The sequence below is a fragment of the Mycobacterium sp. PO1 genome (assembly GCF_017312405.1).
GTDB lineage: Bacteria > Actinomycetota > Actinomycetes > Mycobacteriales > Mycobacteriaceae > Mycobacterium.
Genome location: NZ_BLTG01000005.1, coordinates 105,840 through 128,806, shown reverse-complemented (window position 1 = coordinate 128,806; position 22,967 = coordinate 105,840). Strand labels below are relative to the sequence as shown.

Below are 22,967 nucleotides of genomic sequence, written 5' to 3'. Positions count from 1 at the left end.
TGACATCCCTTAGGAACTCATCCAGACTGCGCTGAGTGCGGCTGGTGGCCGCGGTGCTACGTCGGTGCTACGATCGTCGCATGACGGAGGTGGCGTCCCGCGAACTGCGCAACGGTACGGCTGGTCTACTCCGGCGTGTGCAGGCAGGTGAGGAGATCACCGTGACGGTGAACGGCCAACCCGTCGCCCGGCTCACGGCGTACGAACCTCCACGGCGCCGGTGGCTGACCCGAGAACAACTGCTGTCGCGCATATCTCGCGTGCAGGCCGATCCCGGACTGCGTGCCGACCTCGCGATGCTCGCCGGCGACGACACAGACGATCTGGGCCCGCTGCCGTGACAGCGGTTGGCGTGCTGGACACGTCGGTGTTCATCGCCAGCGAAAGCGGACGGCAGCTGCGCGGCGAATTGATCCCGGACGAGGTCGCGACCACCGTCATCACGCTGGCTGAACTCAACACCGGCGTCCTGGCGGCCGCGTCGGCGGACGTTCGGGCCCAACGATTGGCGACACTCGACGCCGTCGCCGACATCACCGCGCTTCCCGTCGACGAGGACGCAGCCCGCATGTGGGCGCGCCTGCGGGTTCATCTCGCGGAGAGCGGTCGTCGGGTGCGGATCAACGACCTGTGGATTGCCGCGATCGCGGCATCGCGGGGGCTGCCCGTCGTCACTCAGGACGGCGACTTCGACGCTCTCGACGGTGTCGCCGGGCTGACCATCATTCGTATCTGATAGGCGTTCATACTGCGCTGAGTGCGCCCGTTACTCGAACTTCCTCGCGCTGAGTCCAGTCTCAACGTCCGATCGCCGTGTCAGGATGGCGGGCATGACCGTCGTCTTCGTTCATGGCAATCCGGAAACCTCGGCGATCTGGGGACCGCTCGTCGCGGCACTCGGCCGCGACGACGTCGTGCTGCTGTCGCCGCCCGGCTTCGGCGCCCCGCTTCCCGAGGGGTTCGGCGCCACCTATCTGGAGTACCGCGACTGGCTCGAAGCCGAGCTGGAGAAGATCGACGGCCCCATCGACCTGGTCGGGCACGACTGGGGTGGCGGGCACGTCGTCAACGTCGTCATGCACCGCCCGGAGCTGGTGCGAAGCTGGGCCAGCGACGTCGTCGGGCTGTTCGACCCCGACTACGTGTGGCACGACATGGCCCAGGCGTGGCAGACGCCCGGCGCGGGCGAGGAGATGCTGCAGAACATGATGGGCGGAGGAGTGGAGGCTCGCACCGAGCTGATGGTCTCGCTCGGGATCCCCGCCGACATCGGGGCGGCGATCGCCGAACACCAGAACGACGACATGGTGACCGCGATCCTGGCGCTCTACCGGTCGGCCGCCCAGCCCGCGATGGCCGAAGCCGGCCGCAACCTGGAGCGTGCGCAGGCGCGGCCCGGTCTGGCGCTGCTCGCCACCAACGACCCCTACATCGGCGCCGGCGACACCCGTCACCGCGCCGCCGAACGGGCGGGGGCGCGCACCGCGGTGCTGGAAGGCCTGGGCCACTGGTGGATGGTCGAGGACCCGCGGCGCGGCGCGGCAGCCCTGACCGAGTTCTGGGACTCCCTCTAGGCGTTGAGACTGCGCTGGCTGCGGGGGTTACTCGCACTTCTCCGCGGTGGTTGCGGTCTGAACGCTACTTCAGCGGGTCGGTGGTGAACGGGTTGTGTTCGGCCAGTAGTTTTTCCATCCGCACCTCGTCGAGCCGGACGCGAATCGTGGCCGCTTCCTGCTGATCGCGGATCACCTTCGCCAGCGTGAACGAGCTCGTGACGAGGAAGACCGCGCTCATGGCGAGGAACAGCCGCGGCCAGATGTCGAGCGGCAGAAAGAAGATCCCGCCCAGCACCCCGAGGAAGCTCACCCCGAAGGCGATCGCGGCCTGCAGGAAGAAGGCGCTGGTGTTCTTGGACATCGCGTCGAAAGCATCCATGCGCCCAGCCTGCCGTCGGGGCTGGGCGGCGGGCATGAGTAGTCCTACGCGATCGACATTGAGAATGCCGTCACGGTCGTATCGCGAGCGAATCCACGACCGTCACGGCATTCTCGGCGCCTCAGCCGGCGGTGCCACGGCATTTTCGGCGCCTAAGCTGTCGGCGCCGCGGCGCCTAGGCTGTCGGCGCCTCAGCCGGCGCCGCAGCGCCTCAGGTGGCGCAGGTCGTCACACCGCGTCCACCGGGTTGACCCGCCCGACGATCAGCGGGTCGGTCTTGGTGAACGGGAACGCGGGCAGGTCGTCGATGTGCATGTTGAACGTCGCGGCCAGCACCTCCCGTGAGTACGCGCTGGCCGACGCGCGGTAACCGATGTCGCCGGGCATCGGCTGGTCGAAGAAGATCGCGAAGTGGATGTCGGGGGAGTCGATGACCTCGATGTGGTGCGGGTAGGCGCGCGGGATGAAGTACACGTCGCCCTCGTTGAGCAGGTACGTGTCCAGCGAACCGTCCGGGTCCATCACCGTCATCCGCCCAGAACCCTTGTGCACGTAGCCCATTTCGGCGGTGATCGGATGCCAGTGCGGTTCGCGCATGCCGTCCTCGCGAATCCGCAGCGAATACATCGACAGATCCTTCAACGCGGGCCAGTACTGCGCGCGGGCCAGCCGGGCGGACCCCACCGCGACCCCGATGGCCGGGCTCTGCGCCTCGATCGAGAACTTGTGCGGATCGTCGAACCACGCCGTCGCCGGTACCTCGGCGTCGCCGCTGCGTCGGGCCAGCTTGCGGTCGACGGTGTCGCGGCGCATCGCGGTGAAGTCCGAGGCGGGTAGGTCATAGGTGTTGCCCAGCACCGCGTCCGTCATCGCGCCGAACGACGCCGCCAACCCGAAGTCCTCGGGGCGCTCGCTGCGGAACGCCAGGATGAACTCGGCCGGCTCCTCACCGATGTTCTCGATGTGGTGCAGCGACCCCGAGTCGATGTGGAACATGTCGCCGGCGCTGACCGTGAAACTGGAGAACTTGCTGTAACTGTCGAGCACCGACACGAACGACGTGCCCGAGACGACGTAGGTGAGCTCGTTGCAGTTGGCGTGCCAGTGCGGAGTGCGCATCGCGCCGGGGTTGATGACGATCCGTTTGATCGACAGCCCCGACAGGATGGGGAAGTGATCCGCGATGACGCGGCGGATCGAGCCGAGGTCGGACTCCTCGACGAGCTCACCGTTGATCAGGGACGTGGCATGCCGGCTGGTCATGGCGCTCATGCTAAGCGCGCGCGGTGAACGGCGAGGAATTCTCGCAAGGACGTCGGTCGACGACCGGTGATGTCGTGGACGGTCGTCGTCACCAGGTTCTGCTCGCCGGCCCGGACGCGTTCGTCCAGCGCTGCCAGCCCGGCGGCGAACTCGCCCGTCAAGCCGGCTCGGGTGAGCCGCTCGGCCAATTCGGCCGTCGTCACGTCCACATGCCGGACCGGCGTGCCTGCGACGTCGGAGATGATGGCTGCGGCCTGTCCGTAGGACAGCGCCTCCGGACCGGTCAGCACCAACTCGACGCCCACCGGCCGCTCCGCCACCAATGCCTCGACTGCGACGGCGGCGATGTCAGCGGCGTCGATGAAGCCGAGGCGGCCGTCGCCGGTGGCCGCGACGATCTCGCGTGACCGCCGAATGCCCTCGGCCAGTGCGTGATCGCGGGTGAAGTTCTGCATGAACCACGACGGTCGCAGCACCGTGGGCTCGCTGAGGAGGTCGACGACCATCGTGTGGATCTCGCCGAGCAGCGGCTCCCCGCGGGCCACCGCCGACGAACTCAACGCCACGACGCGCCGCACCCCGCCCGCCGCGGCCTGCTCGAGAAAGGGACGCACCACCGGTGCCGGATCGGCCACCCCGGCGGGGGCGACGAGGTAGATCGACCGCACGCCGGCCAGGGCGGCGGCGAAGGTGCTCGGGTCAAACCAGTCGAACCTGACGGCGTCGCCGTCACCGGGGTCGGGGCGGCGGGTAGCCGCGCGCACGACGCAACCGCGGCTGCGCAGACCCGACACGACGGGCGCGCCGGTGTTGCCCGTCGCGCCGGTGACCAGGATGGGCTCAGTCATCGGCGGCCTTCGCGGTGAAGCCGGCCATCAGGGCGTCCACTCCGCCCATCGCGGCCGCCGCGGCCAGCGAGTTCCAGTAGTCGCGGTAGTGCCGTATGCCGTCGGGTCCGATCGTGACGACCCCGACGTAGTCCATCCGGTAGGGGTTGTTCGTCTGTACGGCAACACCTTTGGCGGAGAATTCGAGGATCACCACGGTCGGATCCAGGGTGTGATGCCGCCGGTGCTCGGTGATCTCGTCCAGGCGGATGGTGGCGGTGTAGTCCTTGACGTAATCCCAGACGTCGTCGCGGCCGTTCAGCACCCGGTATCCGGGTGGCGCGAACGGGAACTCCATCACCCCGTCGGGGGCCCACTGGTCGGCGAAGGCTCGCATGTCATTGCGGCGCAGGCTGTCGAGCAGGGTGTCCACCACCCGATCGGAGTGGGCGTGTCGTTCGTCGTCGGTGGCCACGGTGGTTCTTTCGTCGTTCATATGGAACGGAACCGTTCCGTTTCGGATAGTATTCCCGGTATGCGAACCAGGGCGACGCTGCGAGCCGGCGTGACCGACGGCATCGTCGAGGCGGTGCTCGACGAGCTCGCCGCGGTAGGCTTCGGCAGGCTGACGATGGACGGGGTGGCCCGGCGCGCGCGAGCAGGCAAGGCGGCGCTGTACCGGCGCTGGTCGTCGAAGCAGGAGATGGTGCTCGAGGTCGTGACGACCATCAGCGTGCCGATGGCCGAGACCGCCCCGACCGAGGATCTCGCCGACGACATCGCCCGTCTCGTGCACGGCGTCGCCGACTGGCTAACCGACGCGCGGATGTCGCGAATCATCCCCGACCTCATCGCCGAGGCCACGCGCAACCCCGAGCTCGCCGCCGCTCTGACCGAACGGCTCGGCTCCGCCCGCAGGAACTACGGGCAGGCGGTGATCGACGCCGCGATCACCCGCGGCGAGGTGTCACCGGACGTCGACAGCGAATACGTACTCGATCTGATCGCCGCCCCGGTCTTCTGGCGGATCTGCGGACGCCGCGAACAGGTGACGCCGGCATACCTCGATCGAGTGGTCGATACCGTCCTGCACGCGTTGGGCTCGCCCCGCGCGTAGCCGGCTCAGCGTTCCTTGCTGTCGTCGCGCGGCGGGCTGGCGCGCAGCGAGCCCGGATGTGCCTTCGCAGTGGGATCCTGGCGGGTCTTGATCAGGCTCGCCACCGTGACGATCGTCAGGATCACCACGATCACGCCGAGGCTGACGTAGGTGTCGACCTCGGGGATGCTCGGGTTGATGTCGACGTGCGCCCAGTGCAGCACCAGCTTGACGCCGATGAATGCCAAGATGATCGACAGCCCGGTCGACAGGTACACCAGCCGGTCGAGCAGGCCCTTGACGAGGAAGAACAGCGCCCGCAGGCCCAGCAGTGCGAACGCGTTGGCCGCGAACACGATGAACGGCTCCCGGGTGATGCCGAACACCGCCGGGATCGAGTCCAGCGCGAACAGCAGGTCGACGCTGCCGATGGAGATGAGCACCGCCATCATCGGCGTCACCATCCGGCGGCCGTCGACCCGGGTGACGAGTTTGCCGCCGTCGTAGGTCTCGGTGACCGGCAGGAACCGCCGCGTCGCGCGCACCATGATGTTGTTCTCGACGTCGGGATCCTCGTCGCGGTGCCGGAACAACTGGATGGCCGTCCAGATCAGCAGGATTCCGAACAGCAGGAACATGAAGCTGAACAGCGACAGCAGCGTGGCGCCGAGCGCGATGAAGATCGCGCGCATGATCAGCGCCAGGATGATGCCGAAGGTCAGCACCTTGTGCTGGTGCTCCTCGGGCACCGCGAACGTCGCCATGATGATGACGAACACGAACAGGTTGTCGACCGACAGGCTCTTCTCGACGATGTAGCCGGCGAAGTACTCGGTGCCCAGAGTGCTGCCGTAGGTGACGGTGAACCACACGCCGAAGGCGATGGCGACGGCGATGTAGAACAGCGACCACGCGGTCGCTTCCTTGAAGCCGACCTTGTGCGGCCGCAGCGCGGCCAGGATCAGATCCACCGCCAGCAACACGACGACCACACCGATCGTCAGACCCCACGTCAACCCGCTGATCTCGGACATGGGTCATTTGTACCTTGCCCGCAGAACTACACCCTGCGTTCAGACTGCGCTGGCCGCGGACCCTACTCGCACTTCGCCGCCGTGGACGCAGTCTCAACGCCGGGGCGGAGGGTCATTTCGGGACGATGCCGATCTTGACGTGTGGGCTGTCTGCCTGGGCCTGCCACGCCTTCCCGGCGTCCTCGAGGTCGTACCGGACCGTCTCCACCGTGAGGCGCTTCTGCTCGGCCAGCGCGATCAGCTCCTGGTAACCCTGCCGCATGACCGCGTTGCCCATCACGTTGTTGTTGTGCCCGACGTGCGTGCGTCCCATCAGACTCCGAAATGGCACCTGCGGCGCTCCACCGGCACCCTCACCGACAGTGACGAGGGTCGCCTGGGGTGCGGAAGATTCCAGCGCGGCCAGGAACGGCTCGCCGTACACCATGTCGAGGACGACGTCGTATCCGTCGCCGGCCTCTTCCTTCAGCGCTTGCGCGTCATCACCGCCGCCGAGTTCGACGAGGGCGTCGGCGCCGAGGTCGCGTGTCTTCTCCAGGGCGTCCTTGTGGCGGCCGGCGGCGACGACGCGACCCGCCCCGAGGATCTTGGCGGCCTGAACCGCGATGCTGCCCACCACCCCGGTGGCGCCCAACACGAGAACAGACTGCCCGGCCGAGAGCTCGGCGTGGCGGGTCAGCGGCAGCCACGCGGCCAGGCCGGCGATGCCCAGCGCCACCGCCAGGTCGTCGTCGACGGTCTCGGGGATGGGGAAGGCACGGTCGGGGTCGAAGGCGGCGCGTTCGGCCCACGAGCCGAACGGCATCGGCGGCGAGTTGAAGTAGACGCGGGTGCCGTCATCGGTGAAGCCGACACCTTCCCGGCCGACGACCAGCGGGACGCTCGGCTTGAGCAGGTCGCTCGACGCCAGCACGATGTCAACGGGGTTGCAGCCGGCCAGTGTCACGGTGACGATGTCCTGCCCGCCTGGCTCTTCGAAATCTTTGACGTGGGGCGTCTCGCCGACTGCCTCCAGCACTGCTGCCCGCATGGGTCCTCCGTTGTGTTCGCGCCTGAACCTGCGGGCTACCCCCTGCGCAGACGGCGAAACGGGCCCCAGGTTGCGTTGAGACTGCGTCAGCGGNNCCGCTGACGCAGTCTCAACGGGTGGGGTCAGACGGTGTAGCCGCCATCGACCGCCCAGGTGGCGCCGGTGACCCAGGCGGCCTCCGGTCGGCTCAGATAGGAGACGACGCTGGCGACGTCGGCCGTGTCGCCGTAGCGGCCCAGTGCGGTCTGGGCCCGGTTCGCGTCGGCGAAGTCACCCTCGTCGGGGTTCAAGTCGGCCGCAACGGGTCCGACGGCGAGGTTGTTGATCGTGATCTGCCGCGGACCCAGCTCCCGGGCGAGCCCGCGCGTCAACCCGGCCACCGCCGCTTTGGTCATCGCGTAGACCGACAGACCGGCGGCCACCGGCACACTGTCGCCGTTCACGCTGCCGATGGTGATGACGCGACCCCCGCCTGTCATGTGCCCGACGGCGGCCTGGATGGCGACGAACACCGCCCGTACATTGACCGCCACCATCCGGTCGAACTCCTCCAGAGACAACGACTCCAGCGGAGCGAGGGAGGCGATGCCGGCGTTGTTGACCAAGATGTCCACGCCGCCGAGCTGGTGGACCGTCTCGGTGACGGCGGCTTGAACCGCGTCGGCATCGGCGCTGTCAGCCTGCAGCGCAACGACCTTCGTGCCGTTGGTCGACAGCTCGGCGACAAGGTTGTCTGCCGCGCCCGCCGACGTGCTGTAGGTGAAGGCGACATCGGCTCCGTCGGCGACGAGACGGCGCACGATGCCCGCGCCGATACCTCGGGAGCCGCCGGTCACCAGGGCGCGGCGACCGCTGAGCGGCAAGGTGGGGGAGTGTGTCATCGGGCTTCCTTTCGAGGGGTCTACCCGTGGCACCAACTTGAACGATCGTTATAGAATTCCCCGGTACGCCTGACCGGAGGAGTCGCGTTGGCTGACAGCGTCGTTGCGTTGATGGAAGAGAATTTGCTCGCGGTGTTCAACGAGCGGGATCCGCAGCGACGGCTGGAGGTGATTCGGCGCAACTACGCCCCCGACGTCCGCTGGGCCGACGGCGAGGAGACGGTCACCGGCCAGGACCGGCTCCATCAGAAGGCTCAGGAACTTCTCGACGGCCAGCTCGCCGGGCTCGGATTCTCGCAGTCAGGTCCGGTCTATCAGGCCGGGAGCATGGGGTTTCTGGCCTGGGACGTCTTCCCGCCCGGGGACGAGCCCGGCACACCCCTGGTATCGGGCTTCGATGTGGCGCTCGTCTAAAACGGCGTCATCGCAAAGCTGTTCACGGTGGTGACAACACAGCCGGGATGATCCGGCCGTCAGCGTAGCGCGTCGGGGTTCTCCCGCACGAGAGCTTCGACATCCGAGCGGAGTTGCGCCAGCTTCTGCTGCTCCTCGGCGGAGTAGTCGCGGGCGGTGTCGTCGAGGGCGCACACCGTTCCGACCACGTTGCCCTCGGCGTCGTGCACCGGTAGACCCAGATAGTTGTGCAAGCCGAACTCGGTCTCGTCCTCGTTGCCGGCGAAGACGGCATCGGCGCGTGAGTCGCGGACGAACAACGCCTCGTCGGAGTTCACCACCCGCTCGCAGTACAACGGGGTGCGATCCTCGTCGTCGCCGGCCTTCTTACCTGCCGCGCCGACGGTGTAGTGCTGGGTGGCCTCACCCCCGGTGGCGGCGACGACCATCGAATCCGGCTCCGAGCGCATGACCAGAACGGACTTCACGTTGAGCTGCTGCGCCAGTTCCTCGAGGCCGGGTGCCACCGAGGCCAGCCCGTCGGTGGCGTCGGGGCGGTGGGAAGCGGTGGTGTCGTCGTGCTCGGTCATCAACTCAGTCTGCCAGGTTGCGCGCCGGGGCGGGCCACGCGGCGAGCGCGATGTCGGCGGCGGCGCGGAGTTGGGCCCGGGTGGCACCGTCGCGGGCCTTGCTCGACATCCCTCGCAGGACCAGGTCGAGATAGTCGGCCAAAGCTCGGGGGTCGCTGTCTACGGGAAGGTCACCGGTCCGTTTGGCCCGGCGTAAGCGCCGGACGATGGCGTCTTTTCCGCTGCGGCGACGATCTTGCAGGGTGGGGTCGGCGATCACCATGCAGCCGCGCGGGTGCGAGGGGCGGGCGTAGAGGTCGACGGCGCGGCTGAAGATCTGTTCTGCCACCTCGCGGGCGGTGGCTGCCTTCAGAGCCGGTGACAGCACCGCGTCCTGCTCGTAGAGATCCACGGCCGCGTCGAACAAGGACTGTTTGTCGCCGAAGGCCGCGTACAGGCTGGGGGGCGAGATGCCCATGGCTGCGGTGAGGTCGCTGATCGAGGTGCCGTCGAAACCTTTCTCCCAGAACACCTTCATGGCGCAGCCCAGCGCTTCGTCGCGGTCGAACTTCGGGGGCCGGGCCATGTGTGGATGGTAGCGCTTGCCGCGAGCCGAGTTATTGCGGTGCGAGGGGCCAGCCGGGGATCGGCCGGCCGTGTGGCGGCGGGCTGTCTTTGTAGCCGGTGGCCATCTCGATTTGCTTTTCCGGTGAGTCCGGCATGGCCTCCTGGCACTGTCGGCGCATGTCGGGGGTGACGAAGAAATCCGGTGGGTCGGCGTCCACAGGTCCCCACAGGGAACTGCTGGCGCCGGTGATGAACCAGTGGCCGAACACGTCCCCGACCGGTGCGGGGGCGGGGCCTTCTTGTGGTGTGTCGACATCCGAGGCGTCTGCAGGAATTCGAGGATCGTTGTTCGTCAACTCGATTCGTTTGACTCGAACCGTGTCGAGCGGATCGGCGAGCTGAGCCGTTGACTTGTCCGCCGCAACGGAAACGAGCTTCCCGGCGGAGGAATCACTGGCGAAGTAAATGCTGTACTCGCCCAGGCATACCGTGACGCGCAGTCCACTCGCGACCGCATCCACGCTTTGGATGTGCATCGGCATGTAGCCCAGAGGTTTTGCAGGGTCGACAGGATATGACGGCGCGCCGTTGAGTGGCCGGATCCACGCCAGCTGGCCGAGATAGTTGCCATCCAGATCAGCACTCTCTGGCGTCGCCCGAAGGAAGCCCGGGTAGACATTCTCGGGATCGTTCGTCCACGAGGCGATGTACCACGATTCGAGATAGGCGCGAATGGGTACAGCGACACCGGTCGTCAATGCTAGACCGGGGCTGGAAGACCAGTGGAAGCGAAAGCGCTCCAACGAATCCGGCCAATGGGCAGAGTGTTCTTGGCCGGTTGGCGTCGTATGTGGAGTTCCTTCCGGGGCGCCCGGTCGACAAGCGAGAGTTCCACCAGCGACGAGTGCAGCTACCGTTGCCAGTGACCAGAATTTCTTCACGGCGATTGTCCAGTTCTCGGATCGGCTGCGTGATAGCTACCTGTGCATTTTTTCCAATAGGTCTCGGTGAGGGAGTCCGCCCCGTGGACGAATCCGAACAGTGAACGCACTGCGTAGAGGCTCGGGGATGAGATACCCATGGCGGCGATGAGATCGCTGCTCGAGGTTCCGTCGAAACCTTTCTCCCAGAACACTTTCATGGCACAGTCCAGCGTGTCGTCGCGGTCGACTCGGCGGCCGGGCTGTGTGTCGAGGGTAGTGCTTGCCACGATGCGAGCTACTGGGGCGCGAGGGGCCAGCCGGGAATCGGCTGGCCGTGAGGTGGTGGGTTGTCCTTGAACCCGGTGGCCATTTCGATCTGAGTTTCCGGTGAGTCCGGCATGGCCTCCTGACACTGCCGGCGCATGTCGGGCGTCACGAAGAAATCTGGGTGGGGTTTGGCGTCCACAGGCCCCCACAGTGAACTGCTCGCCCCGGTGATGAACCAGTGGCCGAAGACGTCCCCGACCGGAGCGGGGGCGGGTCCTTCTTGCGGTGTGTCGACGTCCGAAGCTCCGGCCGGAATTCGGGGGTGGTTTTGGGTCAACTCGATTCGATTCACCAACACCGTGTCGAGTGGATCACGTAGCTCGCCAGTCTGCTTGTTCGCAGCGAGGGAAATCATCTGGTTCGGTGCGGATTCGCTGGGTAAGAACGCTGCATATTGGCCTTCGCATACGGTCACTCGCAAGCCATTATCAATGGGCTCGACACTCTGGATGTGCACTGGCATGAAGCCGTAGGGGGTTACCGGCTCGGTGGGGTAACCCGGCCGGCCGTTCAGCGGCCTGACCCAGGCAAGCTGGCCTAGATAATCCCCGTCCAGGTCGTCACTTTCCGGAGTGGCGCGCAGAAATCCCGGATACACCGCTTCCGCGTTGTTGGTCCAGGAGGCGATGTACCACGACTCGAAATACGCTCTGATCGGTACCGCGAAACCCGTCGTCAGTGGAACCTCGGGATCAGAGGTCCAGTGGAATCGGAAATTGTCCAAGGCGCTCGGCCAGTTCGCGAACTGTTCAGCCGAGGAACCGTGCCCGGTCGGAGGTTGTCCGCCAGAACCGCACCCTTGGGTGAGGCCCGCGATGCAGGCCACGAAGAACAGGCAGGCGATAGTCTTTCGCGTCATTCGCCAGCGATCCTGGGATCGGCCTGGTGATAGCCACCGGTATACGTTTCCCAATAGGTCTCCATGAGTGAGTTTGCTCCGTCGACATATTCGAAGAGAGACTTAATGTTGTCGGCGAACTCGTTGTAGATCTTTGGATCTGCGTCATCGTCAGGCACCTGCAGTCGACCGTCCTCACCGATCCGTTGCTGCAGCCACTCGCGAATCTCGGTCTTGCCGGGGTCGCGCTTGAAGCCGTTGAAACCTTTCTCCCAGAACACCTTCATGGCGCAGCCCAGCGCTTCGTCGCGGTCGAACTTCGGGGGCCGGGCCATGTGTGGATGGTAGCGCTTGCCGCGAGGCGAGTTATTGCGGTGCGAGGGGCCAGCCGGGGATCGGCCGGCCGTGAGGTGGTGGGATGTTCTTGAACCCGGTGGCCATCTCGATTTGCTTTTCCGGTGAGTCCGGCATGGCCTCCTGGCACTGTCGGCGCATGTCGGGGGTGACGAAGAAATCCGGTGGGTCGGCGTCCACAGGTCCCCACAGGGAACTGCTGGCGCCGGTGATGAACCAGTGACCGAACACGTCCCCGACCGGTGCGGGGGCGGGACCCTCTTGTGGTGTGTCGACATCCGAGGCGCCTGCCGGAATGCGCGGGTCCTCCTGGCTGAGCTCTATCCTGTTGACGTACACGGTGTCGAGGGGATCGCTGACGGTGCCGGTTGCCTTATCGGCGGCCACCGAGATGAATTTTCCAGGCTGGGTAAGGCTTTTGAAGTAGATCGCGTAGGACCCTTCACACACGTAGGCGCGCACGCCTTTCTCGATCGGTTCGACACTCAGGATGTGAAACGGGATGTAGCCGAAAGGCCGGACGCTTTCTGCGTCGTGAGCGGGCACGTTCTCTAGCGGTCTGATGAAGACGAGCTGGCCGAGGTAATCGCCATCGCGGTCGTCGCTTTCCGCGGTGGCGCGGGTGAAACCCGGATACACGTTGTCTGCGTCGTTGGTCCAGGTTGCTACATACCAGGATTCGAGATAGGCGCGGAGCGGGACTGCGGCGCCAAACGCCACGTCGATACCCGGTCCGGAAGACCAGTGGAACCTGAACTCAGCCAGTGAATTCGGCCACTTCGCCACGGTGGTTTGGGCCGGAGGATCGGATGCATTGGCAGGGTCGCGGTCGGCGTCTGTGTCACAGGCGGTGCTGGTCATGGCGACCAGGGCTGCGATAACCAAAGCTGATGTGCGACGGATCATTTCTGCCCACCTATGGACGGTTCAGCAGTGGTGTAAGACTTGGCGTAAGACTCCCAGTAATTCTCCATCAGGGTGTTGGCGCCGCGAATGTCTTCAAAGAAGGACGAGATCTTGTTGGCGAGGATGTTGTAGTCGTTGGGCTGGTGCTGGTGGGAGGGCACCAAGATTTTTCCGTCAGACCCGACCTGGCCCTGCACCCATTCGCGAAGTTGCGCGTCGCCCAGCTCATGATGAATCAGCACCTCTGCCATCCTGACCTGCATCGGGAACGCATCTCGTGGTGGCGTGGTGGGCACCGTCGCGTCGACGGCTGGGGCAGCCCCTACGAAGAGATCTTGCAGGTACGGGCTCAGGAAGGCGCTTCCGCTGCCGACCACAGGGGCGGTACTGACTAGTCCGGCAGCGCCGGCGAAAAGCGCTGAGCGACGTTGGTAGGAATCCTGCAGAGCCTGCTGACCGTCCTGCAGGCGGTCATACGACTCATCGAAAGATCCGAGATCGAGCGCGCTCTGCAATCGTCCAGCAGCCTTCATCGCCATGTTGTCGCTCGTGGGGTCCTGGTCTGTGATGGACGTTGCGGCCCTCTCGAGGTAGTGCTCCACCGTCGATCCTGCGTTTCGGTAGAGATGTTCTGCCGCCTGGTCGTCGGAATACATGACGCTCATCAGTGCCCGGGTCTTCAGCGGCTGCTCTTCGGCTCCGTCGAGCGGCGGGAAGAACCGGTCGTTGGTGCCGTCGATGTTGTTGCCCACCATGTCGTCGAGGTAGGGCGCGAAGACCCGCGACAGGTCCCGGGTCAGTTCGGGGTTCACCTGACCCAGTGACTGCCCGTCGGTGCCGGCCAGGTTGAGCAGCTGCGGCTGGTGACCGCTGGTGTACTCGGCCAACGCGTGAGCGGTGGACGCCGCACGTCCGGTCGGGTCGTCCTGCGCAGTCTCGGCGACCCAGTCGAACAAGCCGCCGGCAGCGAGCCCGTCGTCCTGCCACTGGTGCTTGGTCAGGTCGTCGAGGAATTCCCCGCCGCCGGGACCGGTCACCACGTCGTGGACGACCACGTCGTCGGCATTCACCGCGTTGAACATGTTCTGCAGGGTCGGGTCGACGTGCTCGTGGTACCACCGCGGCCCGTCGTCGAGCGGACCGAACCCCGGCCCGGGGGCCTGCTCGATCGGCAACCGGTTGGACTGCTCGAGCATCTCCTGGCCCTTGGCCATCAAGCCGCGGTCCAGATCCGTGCCGACCTGCAGGTCGCGGTTGCCGCTCTGCACGATGTCGGCGAGATCGTCGAGGCCCTTTGTCGGCTGCAGCGGGCCGGTCGGCTCGCCGTGCACGATGACGTTGCCGTTGTCATCACGGATGGTGTCGCTGAACGGTTGGGTGAGTGCGGGCCCGTCGAGCACCTGACGAACGCCGTCGGGCAGAGCGTGCTCGCCGCCGGCGGCAGGCCGCTCGACCGAGGGCGGCTCCGCCCCCGGCAGCCCGGTGGTGATGGTGGGGTTGGACGCGAGCTGGAATGCGTCGGCGACCCGGGCGCCGTCGGGCCCGGCCGCCTGCATGTCCGCTTTGATCTCGGAGGGGGTCTTGTCTCCGAACGCCTGCGAGAACCCCTGCAGGTACGACATCTGTTCCGGCGGCATTGTCAGGTTTCCCTCGTCGAGGGCGCTCTGCTGCTGCGCGGTGAGGGTGGTGCTCTCGGCCAGCCGCTGACGCTGCTCATCGGTCAGCGTGCCGTCCTGCAGTGCTTCGGAGTCTTGTCTGCCCTGTTCGGCTGCGGAGCTCTCCTCTGGGGCGTCCTCGCCGTCGTCCTCGCCGTCGTTGTCGCCATGGTCGCCGTCGGCGGCGAACTTCTGATCGGTGCCCAGCGCCTGATACTCCGAGCCGATGGTGCGGATGTCACCGCCGACGGTGCTGAGCTCGCCGTTGCGGCGCGTCACGATGTCGCTGAGCCTACCCAGACCCCGGCTCACGATGGGCACGAGCATCTGCTCACCGGCGCGGTTCTTCGGAACGCTGGCTGCGGCGTCGAGCACCCACTTGCGCACGGCGTCGAGGTCCTGTCGGCCCGCGGCGACGATCTGCGCGGACTGGTCCACCTTCGCCGCGAGCCGACGGTCGAGGCCACCGAGCTCGCCGATGACGCGCTGGTGCTCGGTGTTGGCGTTGCCGTAGACAGTGGCCGCTCCGCCGGACCAGTGAGTCCCGGGGGCGGCCTGGTCGAGGTCGCTCTTCAACGTGGTCAGCGGTGCGCTCTGGTCGTAGCCGGTGCCTGGTTGGGGGACACCCTCACCGAAGGTGGCGCGGGCGTTCGACCAGGTGGACAGGAACGCGTCGAGCACGCTCATCCCGCCCGGCCTCCCACCATGCCCCTCATTATCGCCCCATCCTGACAGCTGTCAGGACACCAATTGCACGCCGGGCCGACGTTCAGACTGCAGTGGCGGCGGCGTCTTCTCGTACTTTGCCGCAGCCCACGCAGTCTCAACGGGAAGTGGTGGGGTCAGGCCGAGCGTGGCGCCGCCGCGAGGAGCTCGGAGAACTCGCGTTCCACGTGATAGGTCTGCGCGACGGTGGTGAGTCGGGCCAGCAATTGGTCGGTCAGCGGAGGGCCGGCGCTGCGGGTCAGCGACTTCAGAGCGACCACCATCGCTTCGCTGTAGTCACCTACACCCAGGCGCACGAACGCGGTGTTGAGCTCGGGAATGCTCAGCGCGGCACGGCAGTGCTCAACCAAGTCCCAAGCCACATCGCTCAACTCGGAACTGCTCATAGATCATTTTCGGCCAAGAACGCCGGTCGCGCTCGTCGGAGACCCGTTGAGGCTGCGCTCACGGCGGAGTCTTCTCGCACTTTGTCGCCGGGGCTGCAGTCTCAACGTCAGGAGGCGACGGCGTTGAACACGAGTTCTGACACCGTGCGGCAGTAGGCGTCGTCGACCACCTCGCCGGTGTAGAGCGCGCGCATGTTGATCGGCGCGAACAACAACTCCAACGCGGTGGTGTGCTCGACACCGGCGCGGATCTCGCCGCGCTGTCGGGCCCGCTCGAAGACCACCGCGAGACGGGCCGCCCGGTCACGCCAGGCGGTCTGCCTCACCTCGAGGCTGGCCAGGAACTGGTCGGCGATGAGATGCCCACCATGCAGTTTGCGCCCGGCCTCCGAGGTGACCATCTCGGCCATCCGCACCGCGAGCTGGAACAAGTCCTCGCGCAGCGACCCCGTGTCGGGCAGCGGTGAGTCGTCGCCGGGGCGACTGGCCAACGCGTCGAGCACCAGGCTCTCCGGATCGGGCCAATGACGTTGGATCTCCTCGGCGTCGAGCCCGTGTCGGTGTGCCATCGCCCCCAGGTTGAACCGGTCGATGCCCCAGCGCGCCAGCTCGTCGTGCACTGCCGCGACGATCGTGGCCCGCCGGGCCTCGTCCAAGGGCTGCTCCACGGTCACGGCTCCCCCTCCCCGGTGGGCCTACGGTCCGCATAATTGTCGGACGCGACGATTCCAGCAAACGTGTCGACGACCAGCGTACAGGCCCGAAAACACCCCTCGGCGCGACGATTACACGGCCCCGCGCATTCACCACACCCCCCCGCGCGCACACCACCCCCCGCGGGAACTGGCTGCACCCCCCGGGCCGGAACCGACTACACGCCCGCGGGGACCCGGGCCGCACTCACCGACATCTCCCGGCGCAGCTCACCGAACTCCGCGATCGACCGTGTCGCCACCGTGGCCACCGGACGCGCGTTGCGCCCGGTCGCCTCCGTCTTGGACACCATCACCACACTGTCGATGTACGGCTGGATCGTCGTCGCGTTCTGCACCGTCGCCACGATCACCAACTGGAAGCCGAACTTGCGGAACGCCTGCAGGGCCTGCTGCGCGAACTGCGGATCCGACTTGGAGAACGCCTCATCGAGCATCAGCTGCGCGAAAACGGGCCTGTTGGCTTCGTCTGTTCCCGCGTGTCCGGGCGCCGCCAGGTTGAAGCTCAACGCACCGGCCAGACAGAACGCCATCAGCTTCTCCTGCTCGCCGCCGGAGTTGTCGCCGGCATTGCTGTGGGTGCGGATCAACTCCTCGGACGCGATGTCCCACTCGGCGCAGTCGAACGTGAACCGGTTGCGCACGTCCAGCGCATCGCGGGTCCAGGCCCGATCCTCGGGTGCACTGGACGCCAACCGATTTCGAAGCCGCAGAATGTCGGCGTACTGGTCGAGGATGGCCTGCTTGTCGCCAAGCCCGACCTCGGCGATACGGCGGGAGATCGCCCGTACGATTTCGGTCAGCTCCGACACCGCCGCCAGCGCCCGCGGGGTGGCTCGCAACGTCAACCGGGTGCCGCGGTTGAACTCCACCGCACCCAAACCGGTGTTCACCCTGTCGATCTGGTCACTGATGCGCCGGGCCTCTTGTTCAGCCACCCGGTGCAGCGTCAGGATCGCGTCCGGCGCCTGCTCGGTGACCAGCCGCATCATCCGCTCGTAGGCCTCGGGCAGTTCACGCTCATCGATGTGCCGGCACAGCGCCACATAGTCGTGCACGCGTTCGTCGAAGTCACTGCTGTCGTTGGGAATTGCATCCGGGAACGTCGTGTCGAACGTGTTCAGGATGCGCGCCAGCTCGTCGTAGGACCGGCGCCGGCTCTCCCGGAGCTGCTCGCGCTCACGCTTGATCGCCCCGAACAGGGCCTCCCGGTGCGGCTCGGGCTCCAGCAACTCCAGCGACACCGGCACCATCGCGGTGTAGCGGCGCAGCAGATCCGTCAGCGGCTCCGACACGAACGCCGGCGAGAGCCGTTCGGACAGCTCGAGCAACCGCGTGCGCCGGGTGTCCAGATCCTCGCGACGTGTGTGGATCACCCCTCGGCGGGTCATCAGCTTCTGGATCTGCTCCCAGCATTCGTCGGCACGCGCGTTGAGCACCTCGATGTCAGGGTGCTCGGCCAGCAGCAGCTCGTACTGCTCGCGCAGCCGGTCGGCGTGCCCGTCGGCGGTCTCGGAGTCGATCTGGCTCCACTGCGGATACTGATCACAGATCGCCTTGGCCGCCGTCGCCCGGTCGCGCCACTGCTGACGCTGCGCGGCGATGTCGTCGGCCGCCCGCCGCGCCCGCTGGTAGGCGTCCTCGGCGGCAGCCAGGTCGACGGTCAGGGCGTTGATCTTCGCGGACACGTCGCCCTGGTAGAGGTAGTCCGATTGTTTGAGCGGACGCCGGTCGTCCTTGACCGCCAACCGGTCGGAATCCTTGTACAGGCCGGTGTCGGTGACCGCGCGGCGGAACCGCGCGAACACGTCCGGGGTGTCGACACACAGGTGATCGCCGGCCGCGCCGACGACGTCGGCGGCCTCCGCCGCGCACGGATGGGCCGGGTCGACGACGAAGAGCTTGCCCGCCAACGTGTTCGGTTCCAGCGGCGGGGGCTCGGCGCCCAGCGACCTGACCCGCACGTGATGCAGCGCCAGCCGTCCCCGCATGTTGGTCTCGTTGACGAACCGCAACACCGCCGCCCAGTGTTCGTCGGGCACCAGCAGCCGCAGGCCGACCCCGCGCAGCACCTTCTCCACCGCGACGCGCCAGCGGGTCTGGTCGGCGCGCAGGTCCATCAGCTCGGCCACATACGGCAGGGCCGACGCGTCGACCCCGATGGCGGCGCAGACCTGGTCGCGCATCGTCAGCGCGAACTCCGGCAGTGCCGAACCCACCTGCTCGACGCGGCGCAGCTCCTTGGCGGCGTCGTCGCGGGCGATGCGGGCGGCCTTCTGGGCGTACTCGGCGTCGGTCGAGGCCTCCCGGTTGCGTTCCACCCGGGCCAGCAGCTCGGCGACCTTGGTGAGCAACTCCTCACGCAAATTCCAGAACTCCTCGGCGCTGCCGGGCACCTCCAGCCCCTGCGCGAGGACGAGGTCCTCGTAGGCGCTGCGCCGACGCGACACCTGTTCGGCCTCGGTCTCGGCGGCGGCGACCTGTGACTGCAGCGGTCCGATGCTCGCGCTCGAACCGCTGATCTGTGCGTTGATCGAATCGGCCTCGGCCTTCGCCAGATTCAGTGCGCGGGTGACGTCCTCGTCCTCGTTGTCGAGCTGGTCGATGGCCGTGTCGAGCTCGGCGATCTGGGCGGGGCACTGCGCCACGCGGACGTGGTCGGTGAATGCCCGCACCATCGGCGCGTCCACCAGGTCGATGATGCCCAGATCGGAGGACTCCGAGGCGTAGCGGTGCTGGATGGCCTCGATGTCGCCGAGGATCTTGCGTTTGCGCTGCGCGACGGCCAGCAGCTCGCGGGCTTCCACCAGCGGGTCGATCTGCTTGAGCGCCTCGGGCAGCCGGGCCAGGCTGTCCGGTTCGTCGAGCATGAACTCGCGGACGAACTGTTCCAGCCCGCCGACGCTCTTGAGGGATTTCGCCTTGCCGAGCAGCTGTTGGGCGGCGTCGGAGGCGCGGATGCCGATCGTGGCGTACAGCTGGGCCAGATACTGCGACTCCACCTTGGTGGTGAACCGCCAGCCGCCCTCCTTGAACACGCCGGTGTCGAATCTCCCTGCGGCCCAACGGTTGCAGATCTCCTCGATGTCGAGGTCGCCGTCACCGAGCACGAACCGGCTCGACGAGTCGTTGCGTGACTCCCCGGTCAGCCACTTCAGGACCAGCCCCGTCACCGAGCGCCCGGTGTCGCCGGTGTAGGTGACCGCGACCGCCGACCAGGCGGTGCCGTCGCCGCGCAGGTACATCACCCGGCTGCTGCCACCGTCGCTGCGCTGGCCCCACGCCCCGCGCACGTACTTGTCGACGGTGCGCCGGCCAGCGCTCGACCCGGCAGCGGTGTTGTCGCCGGAAGCGTTGAAGTTGCGCCGGTTGAACGGCAGGAATCCCAGCGAAATAGCGTCCAGCAGAGAGGATTTACCGCTGCCCGAGGCGCCGGCGATGAGCGCGCCGCCGATGCTGAAGGGGATCGAGTGGTACCCGTCGAACACGCCCCAGTTGATGACCTGCAGCCGCGACAGATGGAATTGTTCAGTCATCGAGTTCGACCTCTTCGGTGTCGTCGGCCGGTGCGCCGCCACGAGTGAGCAGTTCGAACTGCTGCTGCAGCTCGGTGATCACCGAGGCCGTCATGATCGCGCTGATCACCGGGCTGATGGTGTAGCTGTCCTCGTCGTCGCGGCTGCGACGCAGGATCTCCAGCCCGGTGAGGCGTGCGATCGCGGCGTCGATGCGGGCGGTGAACGTGACCGCGTCGCGGTCGGTGTCGTTGAGCACGCCGGAGAACAGCCCGTGCATCTCCTCGCGGCTGATCAGCACCCGCTGCCCTCCGGCGGCGCGCATCATCTGCGCCAGGTGCAGCGCGAGGATCGAGTCGTAGGTGCCCAGCGGTTCGCGGCGTAACAGCTTGATACCCTTGGCGGATTCGTAGCGGGCCTGTTCGACGAACGCGACGTCGGTGCCGTCGACCACCCGCAGCAGCAGGTCCAGTTCGGAGAGTCGCACGCTGAGCTGGTTGCGGTACTCCAACACCCAGGAGTAGATGTCGGCGTCGTTCTCGGCGCTGACGTAGCGCCGGGTCAGCAGGTGCTGCAGGGCCCAGCAGGCCCGGTCCGGGAGTTCGGAGACGTCGCCGTCGAACCGCGGCCGCCGCTGCGCAGGCGGGCGGGCGTTCTGGTCGACCTGCGGCAGTTCGGAAAAGCCCCTGTAGTCGATGGACTCGGTGCCGGTGGACTCGGCGGCGACGGACTGGCTGTCAGGGGACCCGGTGTCGGCGCTCCCGCTGTCGACGGACTGATCGGTGCTCATGTGCCGGCTCCCACGAGGGCGGTGATCGGTTCGGTGAACATCAGCCTCGGCACGGCGATCTCGCGGTCGCGTCCGTCGAGAGACCGGAACCGCACCGTGGCGGATTCGCGAACCGATTCGGCGGCAGGCTGTTTGAGTGCCCACGACCACAACACGATGACGTGCCCGAGGTAGGCGGACTCCAGCAGCGCCACCGCGTCGGGCAACGACACCGGACCGTGGTGCAGGGCCGTGTTGAGCATCTGAGACATCGCCGGCGCGTCGACCTGTGTGGTCAGCGCCGCGAAACTGGCCAGGTCGACCTGTCCGTCGGCGGGCCGCGCCGGCTTGGGGGCCGACAGGTCACCGATCTTGAAGCTCAGTGCGCCCACCGAACTGATGGCGTGACGGGCCAGCGGCACGTCGAGGTCCAGGCGCGAGTCGGTCAGCGACGTCTTCAGCAACGCCCGCGCGGCACCGAGCGCTTCGTTGAGCTGGCGGGCGACCCCGCGGCTCTGCTCGAGGGTGCCGAACGCGGTGAACCGCTTGACCCGTTGCGCGCAGCGCTGCTGAATCCGTTCCACCTCATCGATCTGGTGACCGACCAGTTCGAAGAACCCCGCCATCACCTTGCGCAGGGCGGGGTCGAGCGCGGGCAGTGCGTCGGCGACCGCGGCGACGTCGGCCTCGAACTCGGCGCGCTGGTCGGGGTCGTTGATCATCCGCAGGAACGCGCGGTGGCTGTCGCGGCCCTTCGAGTCCCACGCGGCCTGGTAGTCGGCGTACATCTGACGCTGACGGTCGCGGTACTCGGTGTTGGTGTCGATCGGCTCGTCCAGCGCCGCGGTGGCCTGCTCGATCATCGTGCCGTACTGGCCGATGTCGGTGATCAGGCGTTCCATCTGCAGCGCGATCGCGCGGGCCTCGTCGTAGCAGTCGGTGGGGTCCGGGGCGGGTCGCTCACCGGCGTCCAGCTGGTCGAGTTCGCTGTGCAGGGCCGCGATCTCGGCTTCGATGTGCTTGCGGATCCGGGCCGGGTCGTTGTCGACCCGCACCGCCACCTGCTTGAGCCGCGAGGCGATGCCGTGAATGGAACCGCCCGTGGCGATGGTGTCGTTGCGGCGCAGGCCCCGGACGAAATCCAGCGCCCGGCGGGCGTCCTGGGTGAGATAGCAGACATTCTGGTCGCTGCGCTCGTCGACGATGCGATGCAGCCAGCCCTGGCTGGCCCACGACTTGATCAGCGCGAGGCCGGACTGTCCGTCGGGGTGACCCACGTCGTCCAGGTCGCGTTCCAAGCGGATCACCAGCTCGGTCTCGGGGATCACGCCGTCGGCCAGGTGACGTTCCATCAGCGTCGCGTAGAGCCCGAGGTTGTGGGTGGCCAGCATCCGGATCGCCCGGGATCCCTGCAGGTCACGGTTGTGGTCGAGCAGCTCAGCAACCGACGGCTGGGCGGTGTCGTCCACTGGACTCCTCGATGCAACTGGCGTCTTCGTCGGACGGTCCAAGATAGGCCACCGCGCCGACAGTCCAGGCCGGGGGAGGGGCGGTTCTTCCGACCCTACTGGTGCCGCGGGTGGGCCTCGTGCATCGAGGCTGCGCTGGCGACGGGAAAGTGCGAGAAGACGCCGCAGTCAGTCCAGTCTCAACGAAAAGAGGTCAGGACAACCGGGAGTCCAGCAGCGTCAACGCCCGGTCCATCGCCGCCTCGGGCAGCGGAGTGTCCTGGGCGGTGAGGATCAGCACGCCCATGATCGCACCGGCGATGACCCGGCGCTCGGCCTCGTCGGCGGGCCCGTCTGGGCGGCGCAGCAGCGCCTCGGTGAGCAGATCGGCCAGCGTCAGATACGCGGTGTACAGCAACCCACGCGCTTCGGGTACCTGATACAGAATTCGCTGGCCGGCGATCGCATCCTCGCGCTCTTCCGGCGACAGCGCCCCGTACACCTCGGTCACCGCGTGGTGGTAGGCCTGCACGTAGGTCAGGTGCCGGGGAGCGTTGGCGAACGCCTCGACGGTCGGCGAGATGTGATCGTCCGACAGCAACAGTGCTTCCTTGACGCCGAAATACCGGTAGAACGTGCGCGGGGAGACCTCGGCGGCGGCAGCGATCTGCTCGATCGTCGTCTCGGCGTAGCCCTGCTCCTCGAACAGACGGAAGGCTTCACGGCGGATCGCCAGGCGCGTCTGCACCTTCTTCCGCTCGCGCAAACCCTTCGACTCCGAATGGCTGACGCTCATAAGCGGGCGACGCTAT

At 67.0% G+C, this 22,967-nt stretch carries 26 protein-coding genes; 5 read left to right on the top strand and 21 right to left on the bottom strand.

All coding sequences use genetic code 11. From position 1 onward, the window contains the following. The first annotated feature begins 80 nt into the window (after positions 1 to 80). The 3 genes from J3476_RS27770 (at position 81) to J3476_RS01920 (ending at position 1,574) form a co-directional block, all read left to right on the top strand. Entirely contained in the window at positions 81 to 341 is a 261-nt protein-coding gene (locus tag J3476_RS27770; protein WP_283608624.1) for a type II toxin-antitoxin system Phd/YefM family antitoxin, read from the top strand. Further along, positions 338 to 736, top strand: a complete 399-nt coding sequence (locus J3476_RS01925; RefSeq protein ID WP_207064920.1) for a type II toxin-antitoxin system VapC family toxin — start codon at positions 338 to 340, stop codon at positions 734 to 736. Before J3476_RS27770 ends, J3476_RS01925 begins: the two co-directional genes overlap by 4 nt. A gap of 94 nt (positions 737 to 830) precedes the next feature. Beyond that, complete coding sequence (locus J3476_RS01920; RefSeq protein ID WP_207064919.1) at positions 831 to 1,574, top strand: alpha/beta fold hydrolase; 744 nt, start codon at positions 831 to 833, stop codon at positions 1,572 to 1,574. A 64-nt stretch (positions 1,575 to 1,638) separates the two neighbouring features. Here J3476_RS01920 and J3476_RS01915 read toward each other — a convergent pair whose 3' ends face one another. The 4 genes from J3476_RS01915 to J3476_RS01900 all read right to left on the bottom strand — a co-directional run bounded on the left by J3476_RS01915 (position 1,639) and on the right by J3476_RS01900 (position 4,521). Further along, a complete protein-coding gene (locus tag J3476_RS01915) occupies positions 1,639 to 1,935 on the bottom strand; it encodes a YiaA/YiaB family inner membrane protein (RefSeq protein WP_152515579.1) in 297 nt (98 codons plus the stop codon). Between the two features lie 228 nt (positions 1,936 to 2,163). Further along, entirely contained in the window at positions 2,164 to 3,198 is a 1,035-nt protein-coding gene (locus tag J3476_RS01910; protein ID WP_207064918.1) for a cupin domain-containing protein, read from the bottom strand. A gap of 5 nt (positions 3,199 to 3,203) precedes the next feature. Then, positions 3,204 to 4,046, bottom strand: a complete 843-nt coding sequence (locus J3476_RS01905; RefSeq protein ID WP_207064917.1) for an NAD(P)H-binding protein — start codon at positions 4,044 to 4,046, stop codon at positions 3,204 to 3,206. Beyond that, positions 4,039 to 4,521, bottom strand: coding sequence for a nuclear transport factor 2 family protein (locus J3476_RS01900; RefSeq protein ID WP_286182508.1), 483 nt, complete (start codon positions 4,519 to 4,521; stop codon positions 4,039 to 4,041). The genes J3476_RS01905 and J3476_RS01900 overlap by 8 nt, the downstream gene beginning before the upstream one ends. Positions 4,522 to 4,560: 39 nt before the next feature. On the opposite strand from J3476_RS01900, the gene J3476_RS01895 reads away from it, so the two are divergent. After that, entirely contained in the window at positions 4,561 to 5,142 is a 582-nt protein-coding gene (locus J3476_RS01895) for a TetR-like C-terminal domain-containing protein (RefSeq protein WP_207064916.1), read from the top strand. A 5-nt stretch (positions 5,143 to 5,147) separates the two neighbouring features. Here J3476_RS01895 and J3476_RS01890 read toward each other — a convergent pair whose 3' ends face one another. The 3 genes from J3476_RS01890 to J3476_RS01880 form a co-directional block, all read right to left on the bottom strand. Next, positions 5,148 to 6,155, bottom strand: a complete 1,008-nt coding sequence (locus tag J3476_RS01890) for a TerC family protein (RefSeq protein ID WP_207064915.1) — start codon at positions 6,153 to 6,155, stop codon at positions 5,148 to 5,150. A gap of 112 nt (positions 6,156 to 6,267) precedes the next feature. Further along, complete coding sequence (locus J3476_RS01885; protein WP_207064914.1) at positions 6,268 to 7,185, bottom strand: zinc-binding dehydrogenase; 918 nt, start codon at positions 7,183 to 7,185, stop codon at positions 6,268 to 6,270. A 122-nt stretch (positions 7,186 to 7,307) separates the two neighbouring features. Beyond that, entirely contained in the window at positions 7,308 to 8,066 is a 759-nt protein-coding gene (locus J3476_RS01880) for an SDR family oxidoreductase (RefSeq protein ID WP_207064913.1), read from the bottom strand. A gap of 87 nt (positions 8,067 to 8,153) precedes the next feature. Between J3476_RS01880 and J3476_RS01875 the strand changes: the two genes are divergently transcribed. Then, complete coding sequence (locus tag J3476_RS01875; protein WP_286182506.1) at positions 8,154 to 8,480, top strand: nuclear transport factor 2 family protein; 327 nt, start codon at positions 8,154 to 8,156, stop codon at positions 8,478 to 8,480. Positions 8,481 to 8,539: 59 nt separating this feature from the next. Here the strand turns inward: J3476_RS01875 and J3476_RS01870 are convergent, their stop codons facing one another. From J3476_RS01870 to J3476_RS01805, 14 genes are all read right to left on the bottom strand, one after another. Then, the gene (locus J3476_RS01870) at positions 8,540 to 9,049 is read right to left on the bottom strand and encodes a GAF domain-containing protein (RefSeq protein WP_207064912.1); all 510 of its coding nucleotides are present in this window, start codon (positions 9,047 to 9,049) and stop codon (positions 8,540 to 8,542) included. Positions 9,050 to 9,053: 4 nt separating this feature from the next. Continuing rightward, positions 9,054 to 9,614 carry a TetR/AcrR family transcriptional regulator gene (locus tag J3476_RS01865; protein WP_207064911.1) on the bottom strand — a complete coding sequence of 187 codons (561 nt, stop codon included), beginning with the start codon at positions 9,612 to 9,614 and terminating at the stop codon, positions 9,054 to 9,056. Positions 9,615 to 9,645: 31 nt separating this feature from the next. After that, positions 9,646 to 10,353, bottom strand: a complete 708-nt coding sequence (locus J3476_RS01860; protein WP_207064910.1) for a hypothetical protein — start codon at positions 10,351 to 10,353, stop codon at positions 9,646 to 9,648. Between the two features lie 179 nt (positions 10,354 to 10,532). Then, a complete protein-coding gene (locus J3476_RS01855) occupies positions 10,533 to 10,736 on the bottom strand; it encodes a TetR family transcriptional regulator (RefSeq protein ID WP_207064931.1) in 204 nt (67 codons plus the stop codon). A 77-nt stretch (positions 10,737 to 10,813) separates the two neighbouring features. Next, positions 10,814 to 11,704 (bottom strand): hypothetical protein, encoded by an 891-nt coding sequence (locus J3476_RS01850; protein WP_207064909.1) that lies wholly within the window; start codon positions 11,702 to 11,704, stop codon positions 10,814 to 10,816. Then, entirely contained in the window at positions 11,701 to 12,018 is a 318-nt protein-coding gene (locus tag J3476_RS01845) for a hypothetical protein (protein WP_207064908.1), read from the bottom strand. The genes J3476_RS01850 and J3476_RS01845 overlap by 4 nt, the downstream gene beginning before the upstream one ends. Before the next feature lie 31 nt (positions 12,019 to 12,049). Further along, positions 12,050 to 12,943: a hypothetical protein gene (locus tag J3476_RS01840; RefSeq protein ID WP_207064907.1), complete on the bottom strand. Its 894-nt coding sequence runs from the start codon at positions 12,941 to 12,943 to the stop codon at positions 12,050 to 12,052. Then, positions 12,940 to 15,285, bottom strand: coding sequence for an EspA/EspE family type VII secretion system effector (locus J3476_RS01835; protein WP_207064906.1), 2,346 nt, complete (start codon positions 15,283 to 15,285; stop codon positions 12,940 to 12,942). The genes J3476_RS01840 and J3476_RS01835 overlap by 4 nt, the downstream gene beginning before the upstream one ends. 155 nt (positions 15,286 to 15,440) lie before the next feature. Beyond that, positions 15,441 to 15,710: a hypothetical protein gene (locus J3476_RS01830; RefSeq protein ID WP_207064905.1), complete on the bottom strand. Its 270-nt coding sequence runs from the start codon at positions 15,708 to 15,710 to the stop codon at positions 15,441 to 15,443. 107 nt (positions 15,711 to 15,817) lie between these two features. Beyond that, positions 15,818 to 16,384, bottom strand: a complete 567-nt coding sequence (locus J3476_RS01825) for a TetR-like C-terminal domain-containing protein (RefSeq protein WP_286182505.1) — start codon at positions 16,382 to 16,384, stop codon at positions 15,818 to 15,820. Positions 16,385 to 16,581: 197 nt separating this feature from the next. Continuing rightward, positions 16,582 to 19,959: an ATP-binding protein gene (locus tag J3476_RS01820; RefSeq protein WP_207064904.1), complete on the bottom strand. Its 3,378-nt coding sequence runs from the start codon at positions 19,957 to 19,959 to the stop codon at positions 16,582 to 16,584. Then, the gene (locus J3476_RS01815; RefSeq protein WP_286182504.1) at positions 19,952 to 20,728 is read right to left on the bottom strand and encodes a DUF4194 domain-containing protein; all 777 of its coding nucleotides are present in this window, start codon (positions 20,726 to 20,728) and stop codon (positions 19,952 to 19,954) included. Before J3476_RS01815 ends, J3476_RS01820 begins: the two co-directional genes overlap by 8 nt. After that, positions 20,725 to 22,176 (bottom strand): DUF3375 domain-containing protein, encoded by a 1,452-nt coding sequence (locus tag J3476_RS01810; protein ID WP_207064903.1) that lies wholly within the window; start codon positions 22,174 to 22,176, stop codon positions 20,725 to 20,727. Before J3476_RS01810 ends, J3476_RS01815 begins: the two co-directional genes overlap by 4 nt. 193 nt (positions 22,177 to 22,369) lie before the next feature. After that, a complete protein-coding gene (locus J3476_RS01805; protein WP_207064902.1) occupies positions 22,370 to 22,951 on the bottom strand; it encodes a TetR/AcrR family transcriptional regulator in 582 nt (193 codons plus the stop codon). Positions 22,952 to 22,967 lie beyond the last annotated feature (16 nt).

Excerpts from the sequence above, each read along its gene's own strand:
- J3476_RS27770 (WP_283608624.1), top strand. The coding sequence starts at position 81 with ATGACGGAGGTGGCGTCCCGCGAACTGCGCAACGGTACGGCTGGTCTA.
- J3476_RS01920 (WP_207064919.1), top strand. The coding sequence starts at position 831 with ATGACCGTCGTCTTCGTTCATGGCAATCCGGAAACCTCGGCGATCTGG.
- J3476_RS01915 (WP_152515579.1), bottom strand. The coding sequence starts at position 1,935 with ATGGATGCTTTCGACGCGATGTCCAAGAACACCAGCGCCTTCTTCCTG.
- J3476_RS01910 (WP_207064918.1), bottom strand. The coding sequence starts at position 3,198 with ATGACCAGCCGGCATGCCACGTCCCTGATCAACGGTGAGCTCGTCGAG.
- J3476_RS01905 (WP_207064917.1), bottom strand. The coding sequence starts at position 4,046 with ATGACTGAGCCCATCCTGGTCACCGGCGCGACGGGCAACACCGGCGCG.
- J3476_RS01900 (WP_286182508.1), bottom strand. The coding sequence starts at position 4,521 with ATGAACGACGAAAGAACCACCGTGGCCACCGACGACGAACGACACGCC.
- J3476_RS01895 (WP_207064916.1), top strand. The coding sequence starts at position 4,561 with ATGCGAACCAGGGCGACGCTGCGAGCCGGCGTGACCGACGGCATCGTC.
- J3476_RS01890 (WP_207064915.1), bottom strand. The coding sequence starts at position 6,155 with ATGTCCGAGATCAGCGGGTTGACGTGGGGTCTGACGATCGGTGTGGTC.
- J3476_RS01885 (WP_207064914.1), bottom strand. The coding sequence starts at position 7,185 with ATGCGGGCAGCAGTGCTGGAGGCAGTCGGCGAGACGCCCCACGTCAAA.
- J3476_RS01880 (WP_207064913.1), bottom strand. The coding sequence starts at position 8,066 with ATGACACACTCCCCCACCTTGCCGCTCAGCGGTCGCCGCGCCCTGGTG.
- J3476_RS01870 (WP_207064912.1), bottom strand. The coding sequence starts at position 9,049 with ATGACCGAGCACGACGACACCACCGCTTCCCACCGCCCCGACGCCACC.
- J3476_RS01865 (WP_207064911.1), bottom strand. The coding sequence starts at position 9,614 with ATGGCCCGGCCCCCGAAGTTCGACCGCGACGAAGCGCTGGGCTGCGCC.
- J3476_RS01855 (WP_207064931.1), bottom strand. The coding sequence starts at position 10,736 with ATGAAAGTGTTCTGGGAGAAAGGTTTCGACGGAACCTCGAGCAGCGAT.
- J3476_RS01850 (WP_207064909.1), bottom strand. The coding sequence starts at position 11,704 with ATGACGCGAAAGACTATCGCCTGCCTGTTCTTCGTGGCCTGCATCGCG.
- J3476_RS01845 (WP_207064908.1), bottom strand. The coding sequence starts at position 12,018 with ATGGCCCGGCCCCCGAAGTTCGACCGCGACGAAGCGCTGGGCTGCGCC.
- J3476_RS01840 (WP_207064907.1), bottom strand. The coding sequence starts at position 12,943 with ATGATCCGTCGCACATCAGCTTTGGTTATCGCAGCCCTGGTCGCCATG.
- J3476_RS01835 (WP_207064906.1), bottom strand. The coding sequence starts at position 15,285 with ATGAGCGTGCTCGACGCGTTCCTGTCCACCTGGTCGAACGCCCGCGCC.
- J3476_RS01830 (WP_207064905.1), bottom strand. The coding sequence starts at position 15,710 with ATGAGCAGTTCCGAGTTGAGCGATGTGGCTTGGGACTTGGTTGAGCAC.
- J3476_RS01820 (WP_207064904.1), bottom strand. The coding sequence starts at position 19,959 with ATGACTGAACAATTCCATCTGTCGCGGCTGCAGGTCATCAACTGGGGC.
- J3476_RS01815 (WP_286182504.1), bottom strand. The coding sequence starts at position 20,728 with ATGAGCACCGATCAGTCCGTCGACAGCGGGAGCGCCGACACCGGGTCC.
- J3476_RS01805 (WP_207064902.1), bottom strand. The coding sequence starts at position 22,951 with ATGAGCGTCAGCCATTCGGAGTCGAAGGGTTTGCGCGAGCGGAAGAAG.